Below are 13,662 nucleotides of genomic sequence, written 5' to 3'. Positions count from 1 at the left end.
GTACGCAGGATTCGGTCACCCCATGCAGACGCAGAATATGGCGCACCCCGACGAACTGGACCTCGCGATCATCCACGCCCTGCAGACACAGCCGAGGGCGCCGTGGACGCTGCTCGGCGACGTCCTGGGCATCGACCCGGTGACCGCCGCACGCCGGTGGGCCCGGCTGGAGCGGACGGGGACGGCCTGGGTCGACGGCTATCTCTCCCCCGGCCACGACGACGGGGTCTACGCCCAGGTCGAGATCGACATGGGCGGCCTGCCCGCCGAATCCACGCTGGACAGCCTGTCCAGGGACAGCCGCATCCTCAGCCTCAAGCAGACGACCGGCAGCCGGGACCTCCTCGCCATCGTGGGCGCCGCCGACCTCGACGACCTCTCCCGCCTCGTCGGCGAGCGCATCTCCCCGCTGCCCGGCATCCGGACCACCCGCGTCCATGTGATCACCGCCGTGCCGTTCGAAGGCGACCAGTGGCGGCTGCGCAGCCTCAGCAAGGCCCAGCAGAAGGCGCTCACGGTGCCTCGGGACGAGGTGCCCGACGAGCCGCTGCGGCCGGTCGACCGGGAGCTGGCCCTCGCGCTCGGCCACGACGGCCGGATGCCGGTCCGCGACCTGGCGGCGGCCGCCGGCACGAGCACGGCCACCGTCCGCCGCCGGCTGCGGGTGCTCACGGGAAACCGGCGGCTCTCGCTGCGCTGCACGCTCGCCCGGCCGCTCACCGGCTTCCCGGTCTCGGTGGTGTACTTCGCGTCCGTCCCGGCCCGTCACCTGGAGGACACCGTCGCCTCGCTCCGCACGCTGCCCGAGCTGCGCATGTGCAGCGTGACCACCGGCCGCGACAACCTGATCCTCGACCTGTGGCAGCGCGACCTGTCCGACGTCCACAGCATGGAGGCCCACCTGGAGAGCCGGCTCGCGGATCACCAGCTGCGCATCACCGAGCGTGCGATCGTGCTGCGGACCGTGAAGCACGTCGGCCGCATCCTGGACCGGCGCGGCCGCAGCATCGGGCTCGCGCCGGTGAACTACTGGGCGGACCCCGCCTGATCCCCGGGACGGCGCCGGGCCGCCTCAGGTGTCGCGGGTGGCGAGCATGCCCAGCGTGGCCAGCCCCAGCACCACCCAGCCGAACCACAGCCAGCCGTTGCTCCCCAGTGCCACCGTGTACCCCGTCACCGCGACCAGCGCGCCGACGGTGAGCACCCCCATGGTCTTCGTGGATCCAGGCATGAGCACACGCTCCTCACCCGGCCGCACGGCCGTTGGAGCCATGGTCACCCCTGGGGCGGGCTCACCGCTACTGCCCGCGTGCCTGCAATGAGGCGAGATAGGCGTTGTACGCCTTGAGCTCCTGGTCCCCGTCCCGGTCGGCCGCACGGTCCGAGCGCTTCGCCGTCCGCTGCTCGGAGCGGTACCACTGGAAGACCAGCGCGATCAGTACCAGTACGGACGGGATCTCGCTGAACGCCCACGCGATACCGCCCGCCACCGACTGGTCGCTCAGCGCGTCGATGCCGAGCGAGGCCGGCGGATTCTCGTACGCCTTCACCATCGGCTGGCTCGCCATCATCAGCGCGATCCCGAAGAACGCGTGGAACGGCATGCCCGCGAAGAGCTCCAGCATCCGCATCACGTAGCCGGGGCGGTGCGGGCCGGGGTCGACGCCCATGATCGGCCAGAAGAACACCAGGCCGACCGCCAGGAAGTGCACCATCATCGCGATGTGGCCGGTCTTCGACTCCATCAGGAAGTCGAACAACGGGGTGAAGTAGAGCGCGTAGAGACTCGCGATGAAGAGCGGGATCGTGAACGCCGGGTGCGTGATGATCTTCATGTAGCGGCTGTGGAGGAGCTTCAGCAGCAGTTCGCGCGGACCCGTACGGTCCCGCCCCGCCACCGGCAGCGCCCGCAGCGCGAGCGTGATCGGGGCACCCAGCAGGAGCAGGATCGGCGACACCATGCTGATGACCATGTGCTGCACCATGTGCACGCTGAACATGACCATGCCGTAGTCGTTCAGGCCGGTGCACATCACCAGGGCGATGGACAGGACACCGAGGACGAAGAAGATGATCCGGTTCACGGGCCAGCCGTCGCCCCGCCCCCGGAGCCGCAGCACCCCGTACGCGTACAGGACGAGCGCGACGACGCAGCCGATGAGGAAGAACGGGTCCGCGGAGAATTCGAGCCCACGTCCCAGCGTGAACGGCGGCAGATCCATGTTCATGCCGTGCCCGCTGTGATCCATCTGTTCACTCCCGCTGGGGACGTCCCCGATTCGTGCCGGTTGTCCGGACCAGAGTAGAACCGCCCCCGGCCGCGAGTGCGGCCGGGGGCGGTTCGTGGGACGTCGTGGCGGTCAGAGAACGACCTGTGCCTCGGCGTAACGCTCGGCGGGCACCGTCTTGAGGGTCTCCACGGCGGCGGCCAGCGGAACCATCGTGATGTCCGTGCCGCGCAGCGCCGTCATCATGCCGAATTCGCCGCGGTGCGCCGCCTCCACCGCGTGCCAGCCGAAGCGGGTGGCCAGGACGCGGTCGTACGCGGTCGGGGTGCCGCCGCGCTGGACGTGGCCGAGGATCACCGGGCGGGCCTCCTTGCCGAGGCGCTGCTCCAGCTCACCGGAGAGCTGCGTCGCCACACCGGCGAAGCGCTCGTGGCCGTAGATGTCCTTGGTGCCCTGGTTGAACTCCATCGAGCCCTCGCGGGGCTTGGCGCCCTCCGCGACGACGACGATCGCGAACTTCTTGCCGTCCGAGAAGCGCCGGCCGACCAGCTCGGTCAGCTCGTCGATGTCGAAGGGGCGCTCCGGCACGACGATGGCGTGGGCACCGGCAGCCATGCCCGAGTGCAGCGCGATCCAGCCGGTGTGGCGGCCCATGACCTCGACGATCAGCACCCGCTGGTGGGATTCGGCGGTGGTCTTCAGCCGGTCCAGCGCCTCGGTCGCGACGCCGACGGCGGTGTCGAAGCCGAAGGTCACATCGGTGGAGGCGATGTCGTTGTCGATGGTCTTGGGGACCCCGACGATGGGCAGCCCGGCCTCGGAGAGCAGGTTGGCCGCCTTCAGCGTGCCCTCGCCACCGATCGGGATGATCGCGTCCAGGCCGAGATCGGCGACATGGCCCTTGGCCCGCTCCACGCCGTCACGCAGATGCGCGGGCTGGACACGGGAGGAACCGAGGATGGTGCCGCCGCGGGCGAGGATGCCGCCGACCGCGTCGAGGTCGAGCTTGCGGTAGTCGCACTCGAGGAGGCCCTTCCACCCGTCGTGGAAGCCGATGACCTCGTCGCCGTGGTCGACAACAGCGCGGTGCACGACGGAACGGATGACGGCGTTGAGGCCGGGGCAGTCGCCGCCGGAGGTGAGCACACCAATTCGCATTGCCCGGGAAACCTTTGCAACGTGGGCCGACGCCGGACCACGTCGTCCGGTTGGATCCCCGCCACCCTACCGGCGCGGGGTGACCGGACCGAACCCACTGTCCGACTGCTGGACGTCCACCCGGCGTACACCCCGCGCGCACACGTACGGACCGGCCCGTGGAACGGGCCGGTCCGCAGGGAGACCGTCAGGCCGGCTGGGTCGCCGCGGCGATCCGCTCGGCGCGCAGCGCCTCGTACCACCGGTCGTCGCTCGGCGGCAGCGCGTTCACGTCGAGGGCCAGCTTGAGCAGCAGGTCCGCGATGAGCGGGTTCCGCGCGAGCACGGGTCCGTGCATGTACGTACCGAAGACGGTGTCGTTGTACGCGCCCTCCGTGCCGTCACCCGTGCCGTTGCCCCGGCCGAGCCGCACCCGGGCGAACGGGCGTGCCGTCGGGCCGAGATGAGTGACGCCCTGGTGGTTCTCGAAGCCGGTCAGCGGCGGCAGGCCCAGGTTCGGGTCGATGTCACCGAGCACGTCGCCGACGCACCGGGCGCCCTCGCCACGGGTGGAGACCACGTCGAGCAGCCCGAGGCCGGGCTCCCGCTCGCCGAGGTCGTTGATGAACTCGTGGCCGAGGATCTGGTAGCCCGCGCAGACCGAGAAGATGATCGCGCCGTTCGACGCGGCCCTGCTCAGCCCGCCGTCACGGCGCAGCCGCTCCGCGGCGAGCCGCTGCGGCCGGTCCTCACCGCCGCCGATCAGATAGATGTCGCCCGACGTCGGGATGGGCTGGTCGCTGCGGACGTCGACGCGCGCCACGTCCAGACCACGCTGGCGCGCCCGGCGCTCCACCACCAGGGCGTTGCCCTGGTCGCCGTAGGTGCTGAGGAGGTCGGGGTAGACCCACACCAGCCGCAGGCTGTTGTTGCTCATGCTTCGTCCTCTCCGGGGGGAGCCCGCGCGGGGGTCAGTTGCCGACACGACGGCGCAGATCCTGGAAGGCGGTGTAGTTGGCAATGACCTCGATGCGGCCGGGAGGAGCCATCTGGACGGCCTCGTCCAGGGTCTCGCAGACGCGGAAGTCCAGTCCGGCCACCTCGAGCCGGACCGCGAGGTCCAGCTTCCGGTCGCCGAGCACGAAGATCGGGTGGCCGTAGAGCTGGGTGTAGTCCACGTCCCACAGCCAGGAGGTGTCCGTGCCGTCCGCGCCGCGCGCGTTCACGGAGAGGATCACCGGGGTGGGCGGCGGGTCGATCAGGGAAAACGTTTCGAGCCAGCCCGCCGGGTTCTTCGCCAGCAGGAGCCGGAGCTCACGGCCGAGGAAGGATACGACGTCGTAGCGGCCCGCCACGGCCTGCACCTGGTACATGCGCTCCAGGGCGACCTGCGGCGGCACCCCGAACACGGCGGCCACGGCGGCCGAGCTCGTGGCGTTGGCCTTGTTGGCGCGGCCCGGCAGCTGGAGGTGGATCGGCCACGCGGAACCGTGCGGGTCCAGGACGTAGTCGCCGTTCAGCGCCCAGCTGGGGGCGGGGCGGCGGAAACCGCACTCGCCGCAGAACCAGTCGTCGCCCGGGCGCTGCATCACACCGCCGCAGGACGGGCAGGACCAGGCGTCGTCCTTCCACGCCTGCCCCGCCGCTACCCACACCACATTGGGGGAGGAGGACGCGGCCCACACGATCAGCGGGTCGTCGGCGTTGGCCACGATCACGGCCTTGGAGCCGGACAGGCCCTCACGCCACTTCTCGGCCAGCATCCGGGTCTCCGCCGCGCGGTCCAGCTGGTCGCGGGAGAGGTTGAGCAGTGCGATCACCTTGGGCGTCGTGTCACGTGCCACACCGGCGAGGTACTTCTCGTCCACCTCGATCACGCCGTACTTCGCGTCGGAGCCCCCCGCCAGCGCGGAGGTGATCCCCGCGGGCATGTTGGCTCCGAGTGCGTTGGAGACGACGGGCCCCGCGGCCCGCAGCGCCTCGGCGATCAGCCGGGTGGTGGTCGTCTTGCCGTTCGTCGCGGACACGAGGATCACGTCCAGGTGCTGCGCCAGCCGCCCCAGCAGGTCGGGGTCGAGCTTGAGCGCCACCCGGCCGCCGATCACCGATCCGCTGCCGCGCCCCGCAGCGCGCGACACCGCCGCCGCGGCCTTGCCCGCCGTCACGGCGAGCTTGGCCCGCGGCGACAACGGTTCCGTGTTGCCTGCCATCGTCCTAGATCCTCCTTGCGTAAGTCCGCACCCAGCCTATCGATGTCCGGTGCCGCGACCGCACGTCGGCACCACGGCGAACGTGGAGGTCACGTGGAACGTACGCTTCTCCCCATGCGAAACCGCCCGATCCCCGGCAGTTCCGGACGCGTTCGTGCCATGAGCCTGTTCGGTGCCCTGGTGCTGCACGGCCCCTGCGACGACGTCACCGACTTCGGCCCTTCGCTCGCCCGGCTTGTCGAGGACATGTTCGCCACCATGTACGCCGCGAACGGTGTAGGGCTCGCCGCGAACCAGATCGGCGTGCCGCTCAAGGTGTTCGTCTACGACTGCCCGGACGACGACGATGTCCGCCACCTGGGCCATCTCGTCAATCCCGTACTCGTCGAGGCCGACGGGATCACCGTACGCGGGCCGGAGGGCTGTCTTTCACTTCCGGGTCTGGAGGCGGGCACGCCGCGCTTCGACCACGCGGTGGTGGAAGGACGGACCGTGACGGGGGAGTCGGTGCGGGTCACCGGCACCGGCTGGTTCGCCCGCTGCCTGCAGCACGAGTGCGACCACCTCGACGGCCTGATCTACACGGACCGGCTGACGGGGCTGCGCCGCACCAGGGCGCTGCGTGCGGCCCGGCGGGCACCCTGGGGCCGCTCGTCCGCCATCTGAGCCCCACGGGCCCCGGCCAGGGCCCCGTCGGATCTCAGAACCCCGGACCGCCCGGGAGATCGCCGGCCTCGGCCAGCCGGCCCCAGAGCAGGTCGGCGAGGCTGCGTACCAACTGTTCCCGCGAACACGGCCGGTCACCGAGCCACCAGTCGCCGGCCGCGTGCATCATGCCGACGATGCCGTGGCCCCAGATGCGCGCCGTCTGCTCGCCGTCCGGGCCGAGGTCGACCCGTTCCACGATCACCTTGCCGAGCTCCTCGCCGAGCCGCCGCAGCAGCGGGGCGGAGTGGCGGCCGACGTCGAAGCCCTGCTCGGGCGGGGGTGCCGCGTCGTCGGACGGGTGCATCAGGAAGCGGTAGACCTGGGGGCGCGCCTCGATGGCCGCGAGATAGGTGTCCAGGGTCGCCTCGACCCGCGCGCGCCGCTCGGAGGGGGCGTCGAGCGCGGCCCGCAGGGCGCTGAGCAGGGCATCGGTATGACGCTTGGCGAGTGCGCGGTACAGCCCGCCCTTGTCGCCGAAGTGCCGGTAGAGGATGGGCTTGGTGATCCCCGCCTCCGCGGCGATCGCGTTCATCGAGGCCTTCGGGCCGTCCCTGAGCACCACTCGGTCCGCGGCTTCGAGCAGCTCCCGGCGACGCCGTTCGGCCGCCGTCCGCTGCCGCTCGGCCCCTCGTGCGGTCTCCATGTCTTTTTCTCCCGCCCCACCCGGCTGTCCTGCGATTTCGTCTCTCCCCCGGGCAACGTAACACCCTGCTCCACCGGGCGCGGATCCCCTGCTGACCGGTTGACAGAAGCTACTTGCTGGTAACAGACTGTTGTTACCGCTAGTAACGGGTTTATCCATACGTACGTGGAGGGAAAATGGCCGAGTTCACGCTCGAGCTCAACGACGACCAGAAGCAGGTCCGTGACTGGCTGCACGGATTCGCCGCCGATGTGATCCGGCCGGCGGCTTCGGAGTGGGACGAGCGTGAGGAAACGCCCTGGCCCGTCATCCAGGAAGCGGCCAAGGTCGGCATCTACTCCCTCGACTTCTACGCCCAGCAGTTCTTCGACCCCACGGGCCTGGGCATCCCCATGGCGATGGAGGAGCTCTTCTGGGGTGACGCGGGCATCGCGCTGTCGATCGTCGGCACCGGTCTTGCGGCCGTCGGCGTCCTCGCCAACGGCACCGAGGAGCAGATCGGCACCTGGATCCCCCAGATGTACGGCGACGCCTCCGACGTGAAGGTCGCCGCCTTCTGCTCCTCCGAGCCGGACGCCGGCTCGGACGTGGCGTCGATGCGCACCCGCGCGGTGTACGACGAGGCCAAGGACGAGTGGGTGCTCAACGGCACCAAGACCTGGGCGACCAACGGCGGCATCGCCAACGTCCACGTCGTCGTCGCCGTCGTGGACCCGGAGCTGGGCTCGAAGGGGCACGCCTCCTTCATCGTGCCGCCGGCCACCCCGGGACTCTCGCAGGGGCAGAAGTTCAAGAAGCACGGCATCCGTGCCTCCCACACGGCCGAGGTCGTCCTGGAGGACGTCCGTATCCCCGGCCACTGCCTGCTCGGCGGCAAGGAGAAGCTGGACGAGCGCCTCGCCCGGGCCCGCGAGCGCGCCAAGTCCGGCGGGGAGCGTGTGAAGAACGCGGCGATGGCCACCTTCGAGGCATCCCGCCCCGCCGTGGGTGCCATGGCGGTCGGCACCGCACGCGCCGCCTACGAGGTCGCCCTCGACTACGCCAAGACCCGGAGCCAGTTCGGCCGCCCGATCATCGACAACCAGGGCGTCGCCTTCCAGCTGGCCGACATGCGTACGCAGATCGACGCGGCGCGGCTCCTCGTCTGGCGCGCCTCCTGGATGGCGAGCGCCGGCAAGCCGTTCACCGCGGCCGAGGGCTCGATGTCGAAGCTCTACGCGAGCGAGACGGCGAAGTCGGTGACCGCCCAGGCCGTGCAGATCCTCGGCGGCAACGGCTTCACCCGTGAGTACCCGGTCGAGCGCATGCACCGGGACGCCGCGATCTACACCATCTTCGAGGGCACGAGCGAGATTCAGCGCCTGGTGATCGCCCGCACCCTGTCCGGTATGCCGATTCGCTAGGGCCTCCTGCGCACACGCGTGAGCGGGGCCGGACCGTCACTCGGTCCGGCCCCGTCCGCGTGTCCCGCCGTCCGCTGCTACCGCGGCAGCTGAGCCTCGATGGCGGCCACGACCTCCGGGGCCTCGGGCTCGGTCCGGGGGCGGATCCGGGCGACGGGCTCGCCGGCGGGGGAGATGAGGAACTTCTCGAAGTTCCACTGGACGTCACCGGCGGCGCCCTCGGAGTCGCTGACCTTGGTCAGCTCCGCGTACAGCGGGTGCCGGCCGTCGCCGTTGACGTCGATCTTCTCCAGGAGCGGGAAGCTGACGCCGTACGTCGTCGAGCAGAACGTCTGGATCTCCTCCGCGCTGCCGGGCTCCTGGCCCGCGAACTGGTTGCAGGGGACTCCGAGAACGGTGAACCCGCGGTCCCCGTACTCCTTCTGGAGTCGCTCCAGGCCCGCGTACTGCGGAGTGAGGCCGCACTTGGACGCGACGTTCACCAGCAGGACCGCCGAGCCCTCGTAGGCCCCCAGCGTCGTCGGCTCACCGGTGAGGGTGCGGAGCGGGATGTCGTGCAGTGTCATGCGGGAACTCCTCGGTTGCGTGGCGTCGCTCTCATTGTGACGCGCCCCCGCCGGAGGCGGAGAGGCGGCCGAGTGCCTTGTAGTAGAGCGTCGTGCCCTTGAGCGTCCCGGAGGGGTCCGCCGCGTACCAGGGGATGGAGCCGCACCGGATCCACCCCGCCGAGCGGTAGAGCCGCTCCGCGACGCTGTCCGTCTCGGTGTCCAGGACGAGCAGCGTCAGCCCCTCCTCGGCCGCCCACTCCTCGACGGCCCTGAGCAGGGCGCGGCCGACTCCCCGGCCCCGTGCCGAGGGTCTGACGATGAGTTTGGCGACCTCCGCGCGATGGCGGGCGTTGGGCAGGGGGGCCTTGACCAGGCCGATCGTGCCCACCACCCCTTCGTCGTCGCGGGCGATCCAGACCCGGTGGCTCCCCGCCTCGACCGAGGCGGCCCGCTCCCGCCACCAGACGGCGGCGTCGGCGCGGTCCACCGGCGCCAGGAAGCCCACCGAGGCCCCGCCCTCCACGGACTCGATCAGCACGGCGGCGAGTTCATCGGCGTAGGTGACCAGTTCGGGGCCGGACACCAGGGCGATCTCGGTCATGGGTATGGGTCCTTTCACATTCACGGCAGGACGATGATCAGTGCGTAGCGGACCCTCTCCGGGCCCGGGCAGTGGAAGTTCGAGGGGCCGCGCAGCCGGAAGCGCAGGCAGTCGCCTTGGCGCACGGTGTGCACCGTGCCGTCGACGGTGATCTCGACGGAGCCTTCGAGCACCCAGATGTGCTGCTCCACCCCGGGGACGGGCGCGTTCTCGTACGAGACGACGGCGCCGGCGTCGAGCGTGCCTTCGATGAGTTCGGCACGCAGCCCGGCGTGCGGCGGTGAGACCGAGCGGCGTACGAAACCGGTCCGCTCGTCCCGCCAGACCTGCTGAAGCCCGGCAGGAACGAGCTGCGGCGGCTCCGCCTCCACCTCCATCAGCAGCCGGGACATCGTCCGCCCGTACACCGTGCAGAGCTGGCCGAGCACGGTGGTGGTCGGGCTCAGCTCGCCGCGCTCCAGCCGTGACAGCGTCGAGCGGCTCACCCCCGACCGTCCGGCCAGTTCGTCCAGCGACCAGCCGCGTTCGGTGCGGAGCATGCCCAGCCGGGCCGCGAGGCGGTCGTCGACGCTGCCTTCTTCTCTCATATCAGGGACTGTATCTCTTTTTTGAGACATCGCGTTCCGGTGCCCCGTGTGCCGACCGAGTGGCAACGTGCAAGTCTGATAAAGGGCAAATAAGTCGTATGGCGGCTTATGTCCCTCAGTGACAGCGTTTAGGAGGCCGACATGGCTGGAAGTGCGAGTGATACGCGGACGGGGCACGGTTCGGCCGGAGGGCGCAAGACCGCCGCGTCCGGCTGGACCGTTTTCGCCGCTGTGATGATGATCTTCGGCGGGGCCATGGCGATCTTCGAAGGGATCGCCGCCATCGCCAAGGACGACCTGTTCGTCTCGACGGACAACTACGTGTTCCAGTTCAGCCTGACCGGCTGGGGCTGGGTGCACCTCATCCTGGGCATCGTCGTCGTGGTCGCCGGCGTCGCCCTCTTCAGCGGAGCCCTCTGGGCGCGCTTCGTCGGCGTTCTGCTCGCCGGGCTCCTCGCGCTGGCCAACTTCCTGTGGCTCCCGTACTACCCGTTCTGGTCCATCGTCCTCATCGCGATCAACGTCTTCGTCATCTGGGCGCTGTGCTCGCCGCAGAAGGACGTTCGAGCCTGAGTACGAGGACGTAGGAGACCACCACGGAGACGATCACGAGCGGCATCACGGTGATGCCCTCGGATCCCAGCAGCAGCGTGGCCAGCAGCACCGATGTCATCGGCAGCCGGAGCATCGCCACGCACATCGCACCGATTCCCATCGCGAAACCCGAGGTGGCATTGAGGCCGGGCAGGTGCGAGAGCGCCAGCCCGCCCGCCGCCCCCAAGAACATCGCGGGAAAGATCGGGCCGCCTCTGAAGGCGCCCAGGGACGCGGAGTACGCGAAGGCCTTGCAGACGATCAGAACGAGCAGGGTTCCGACCGCGTACGTCGCGTCCTCGTTGAGCAGCTTGCCCAGGTCGTTCTGGCCCGAGTACAGCACCTCGGACGCGTTCCGCCCCGTGCTCTCGGCATAGAGGAGCGCGAGCACACCGACCGTCAGACCCATCACCACCGTCGTGATCACCCTGCGCTGCTCGACCCGTTCCTGAAGGGCCAGGGAGAGCCGCTTGATGCCGATGCCCATGACGGCCGCCGCCGCCCCGAGCGCGATGGCCCAGCCGAATTCCGCGAAGGTCGGATCGGGGGTGTGCGGCACGTCGGGGAGCGTCAGGGAGTACGTCCCCAGGCCGGTCCACGAGCCCAGGCCGATGAAGATCAGCGAGCCGATGCCCGAGGCGAGCAGCCCCGGTACGAGTACGAGGCCGAGCGTCATCCCGGCGAGGCCCGACGCCTCCATCAGCAGGAACGCGCCCAGGAGCGGTGATCCCAGCAGGGTGCTGACGGCGGCGAAGCTTCCCGCCGCCGCCACCATGGCGCTCGCACGCGGTTCGATGCCCGGCTTGAGCAGACGTGCGGCGTACGCGGCCAGTCCGCCGCCGATGGCGATCAGAGGTGCCTCGGGGCCGAGGACCGCACCGAGCGCGAGGGACGCCAGGGCGGCGAGGGCGACCCCCGGGAGTTCCGCGGCCGTCGGAGGTCCCGAGTTCACGAAGCCCTCGGCCGGCTTGTGCCCGCCCGTTCCGGGAAGGTGACGGATGGCCAGCGCGGTCAGCAGGCCCGACACCGCCAGCAGCGGCACCGGCCACCAGGACGGCGTGCCGTCGAAGCCCAGTGCGCGGGGGAGGTCCTCGTAGGTCAGGGACTCGACCTCGTGGATGAGCGCCAGGAAGCCGAACGCCGCGGCGGAGATGGGGACTCCGAGCGCCGCCACCATGATCAGCAGCACCGCGTAACTCCGGCTGCGGATCACCGTGAGCGGATCGGGCGAGCCCGTGCCGGGCGTTCCGGCCGGTTCGGCCATGGTCATGGTCTCCTCGGTGTCGGGTCCCGCGCGGGGCGTAACGCCCGCCCGGGGTCCACACGGTGATACCACGATGTTCGGTTATGTCCGTGATGCACCCGCTGTTGAGGTGAGGCGAATCCGCGCCCGCTACCTCCGCTCCTCCTCGGCCGCCGAAAGACGGCCCGCCGCGACCGCGTCGACCAGGGCCTGGTGATCCCTCTCGTTCTGGTCGGCGTACCGCTCGGCGAACGTCTCCAGCGCCCGGTCGAAGACGTCGCTCCGGCCGAGATACGCCGCGATGGCGATGCGGTCACCTGACCGGGCGTGCGCACGGGCCAGTGTCGACCCGCACAGCTCTCCGAAGGCGGCCATGCCGCGCGGCACCATCAGCTCCGGTTCGGCGATGCCCTTCCAGTCGCGCAGCTGGCGCACGTAGAAGTCCCTCTGCCTGCCGTCCAGACCGTCCACCCGCTCCCAGCCCAGGAAGATGTCGCCGGCCGCCTGCATCAGACGCTGGCCGGCCACCACCCGCTGACCCTGGTTGCGGTAGGTGCTCGCCCCCGCGTGCGGCGCCAGTACCGAGGTGTCCGCCTCCTTGGCCTGGAGGAAGAGCGGGTCCCCGCCGTCCCTGCCCAGCAGGAGAATGATCCAGCAGCGCGTCCCGACGCTGCCCACGCCCACGACCTTGCGGGCCATGTCCACGGGCCGGTAGTCGGCGAGCAGGGCCCTGCGGTCGGTGGGAAGGCTGCGGCCGTAGCTCCGGATCAGCTCGTGGAGACGGTCCTCCGTCGCGTGGAGCTCCCCGCCCGTCAGCAGATCCGCGAGCGGCACGATCAGCGGTGGATCGGCGGCGATCCGGAACCGCCCGCCCGACTCCTCGGTGAGCTTGGCGAACGCCTGGAGGCTGTCCCGGGAGCGGGCCTTGGTCACCGCGCTCGCCACACGCTTGCGGCCCCTGGCGGCGAGCCTGTCGCCGGCCACGGTCCTGAGGCGGGCCTCATCCGTCTTCGTGTACCAGACGTCGAGATTGCGCATCTCCGCGAACCGGATCATCGACTCCCGGTACGACCGCACGGTCGCCCGCACGATGCGGGCCCGCTCCTTGTCCGTGAAGCCGTTGGCGCGCCCGGCGATCACGAGACTGGCGGCCAGCCGCTTGACGTCCCATTCCCAGGGCCCCGGCAGGGTCTCGTCGAAGTCGTTGATGTCGAACAGCAGGTTGCGCTCGGGGGAGGCGAGCAGCCTGAAGTTCAGCAGATGGGCGTCACCGCACAGCTGGGCCCTCAGCCCGGACCGAGGTGTCCCGGCCAGGTCGGATGCCATGATCGCCGCGGCGCCCCGGTAGAAGCGGAACGGCGACTCCGTCATCCGCCCGTACCGGATCGGTACGAGCTCCGGCACCCTGGCCGCGGACTGGGCCTCCAGGAGGGCCAGTGGATCGGGCCGGTCCGACGGCGGCTCGTACGCGCGATGGCTGGACCGGGGGGCCCGTTTGCGCGCCGCCCTGCCGAGCGCGGCCCGTTCCTGCGGCGTCGCGCCCGGTACGGCGCGGAGCGGTGAGGTGCGTTCCTTGGGCATGACCGACCTCCTGGCTGCGGGCGGGACGGTGCGGGCGGCCTGTCTCCCATCATCGCGGGCCCGGCTGGATCCGGCCGCTCGGTGCGGTTCCCGGTCGGCGCGCGGCCCGGTGGGTCCGGTCCCCGCGGCGTGCGGCCCCGCGAGCGTGGTTCCCGGTCGGCGCCCACGCCGGCGGGTCC

At 70.6% G+C, this 13,662-nt stretch carries 15 protein-coding genes; 4 read left to right on the top strand and 11 right to left on the bottom strand.

Going from position 1 to position 13,662, the window contains the following annotated elements; genetic code table 11:
* The first annotated feature begins 22 nt into the window (after positions 1–22).
* Positions 23–1,048, top strand: coding sequence for an Lrp/AsnC family transcriptional regulator (locus AMK10_RS24390; protein ID WP_073750019.1), 1,026 nt, complete (start codon positions 23–25; stop codon positions 1,046–1,048).
* Between the two features lie 24 nt (positions 1,049–1,072).
* Here AMK10_RS24390 and AMK10_RS37070 read toward each other — a convergent pair whose 3' ends face one another.
* From AMK10_RS37070 to AMK10_RS24370, 5 genes are all read right to left on the bottom strand, one after another.
* Positions 1,073–1,231: a hypothetical protein gene (locus AMK10_RS37070; protein ID WP_107428491.1), complete on the bottom strand. Its 159-nt coding sequence runs from the start codon at positions 1,229–1,231 to the stop codon at positions 1,073–1,075.
* Positions 1,232–1,298: 67 nt separating this feature from the next.
* On the bottom strand, positions 1,299–2,249 hold the full coding sequence (locus AMK10_RS24385; RefSeq protein ID WP_073750018.1) for a cytochrome c oxidase assembly protein: 951 nt from the start codon (positions 2,247–2,249) through the stop codon (positions 1,299–1,301).
* Between the two features lie 111 nt (positions 2,250–2,360).
* Positions 2,361–3,386: a 6-phosphofructokinase gene (locus tag AMK10_RS24380; protein WP_073750017.1), complete on the bottom strand. Its 1,026-nt coding sequence runs from the start codon at positions 3,384–3,386 to the stop codon at positions 2,361–2,363.
* Between the two features lie 187 nt (positions 3,387–3,573).
* A complete protein-coding gene (locus tag AMK10_RS24375) occupies positions 3,574–4,302 on the bottom strand; it encodes a type 1 glutamine amidotransferase (RefSeq protein ID WP_073750016.1) in 729 nt (242 codons plus the stop codon).
* Between the two features lie 34 nt (positions 4,303–4,336).
* Positions 4,337–5,575: a Mur ligase family protein gene (locus AMK10_RS24370; protein ID WP_073750015.1), complete on the bottom strand. Its 1,239-nt coding sequence runs from the start codon at positions 5,573–5,575 to the stop codon at positions 4,337–4,339.
* A 114-nt stretch (positions 5,576–5,689) separates the two neighbouring features.
* On the opposite strand from AMK10_RS24370, the gene def reads away from it, so the two are divergent.
* Positions 5,690–6,241, top strand: coding sequence for a peptide deformylase (gene def, locus AMK10_RS24365; protein WP_073750014.1), 552 nt, complete (start codon positions 5,690–5,692; stop codon positions 6,239–6,241).
* 34 nt (positions 6,242–6,275) lie between these two features.
* Here the strand turns inward: def and AMK10_RS24360 are convergent, their stop codons facing one another.
* Positions 6,276–6,926 (bottom strand): TetR family transcriptional regulator, encoded by a 651-nt coding sequence (locus tag AMK10_RS24360; protein WP_073750013.1) that lies wholly within the window; start codon positions 6,924–6,926, stop codon positions 6,276–6,278.
* Between the two features lie 176 nt (positions 6,927–7,102).
* Between AMK10_RS24360 and AMK10_RS24355 the strand changes: the two genes are divergently transcribed.
* On the top strand, positions 7,103–8,329 hold the full coding sequence (locus AMK10_RS24355) for an acyl-CoA dehydrogenase family protein (protein WP_073750012.1): 1,227 nt from the start codon (positions 7,103–7,105) through the stop codon (positions 8,327–8,329).
* A 77-nt stretch (positions 8,330–8,406) separates the two neighbouring features.
* Here AMK10_RS24355 and AMK10_RS24350 read toward each other — a convergent pair whose 3' ends face one another.
* The 3 genes from AMK10_RS24350 to AMK10_RS24340 are packed head-to-tail and all read right to left on the bottom strand — an operon-like array spanning position 8,407 to position 10,065.
* On the bottom strand, positions 8,407–8,895 hold the full coding sequence (locus AMK10_RS24350) for a glutathione peroxidase (RefSeq protein WP_073750011.1): 489 nt from the start codon (positions 8,893–8,895) through the stop codon (positions 8,407–8,409).
* Between the two features lie 31 nt (positions 8,896–8,926).
* On the bottom strand, positions 8,927–9,478 hold the full coding sequence (locus tag AMK10_RS24345; protein WP_073750010.1) for a GNAT family N-acetyltransferase: 552 nt from the start codon (positions 9,476–9,478) through the stop codon (positions 8,927–8,929).
* Between the two features lie 20 nt (positions 9,479–9,498).
* On the bottom strand, positions 9,499–10,065 hold the full coding sequence (locus tag AMK10_RS24340) for a helix-turn-helix domain-containing protein (RefSeq protein WP_073750009.1): 567 nt from the start codon (positions 10,063–10,065) through the stop codon (positions 9,499–9,501).
* A gap of 141 nt (positions 10,066–10,206) precedes the next feature.
* Between AMK10_RS24340 and AMK10_RS24335 the strand changes: the two genes are divergently transcribed.
* Positions 10,207–10,638 carry a DUF7144 family membrane protein gene (locus AMK10_RS24335; RefSeq protein WP_073750008.1) on the top strand — a complete coding sequence of 144 codons (432 nt, stop codon included), beginning with the start codon at positions 10,207–10,209 and terminating at the stop codon, positions 10,636–10,638.
* On the opposite strand, the gene AMK10_RS24330 is transcribed toward AMK10_RS24335, so the two are convergent.
* Positions 10,595–11,929, bottom strand: coding sequence for a chloride channel protein (locus AMK10_RS24330; RefSeq protein WP_382567268.1), 1,335 nt, complete (start codon positions 11,927–11,929; stop codon positions 10,595–10,597). The genes AMK10_RS24335 and AMK10_RS24330 overlap by 44 nt on opposite strands.
* A 123-nt stretch (positions 11,930–12,052) precedes the next feature.
* Complete coding sequence (locus AMK10_RS24325) at positions 12,053–13,483, bottom strand: DUF2252 domain-containing protein (protein ID WP_073750007.1); 1,431 nt, start codon at positions 13,481–13,483, stop codon at positions 12,053–12,055.
* Positions 13,484–13,662: the final 179 nt, after the last annotated feature.

Origin of the sequence: Streptomyces sp. CB02058 (assembly GCF_001905505.1) — a bacterium.
GTDB lineage: Bacteria > Actinomycetota > Actinomycetes > Streptomycetales > Streptomycetaceae > Streptomyces.
This window is presented reverse-complemented; position numbering and strand designations above follow the sequence as displayed.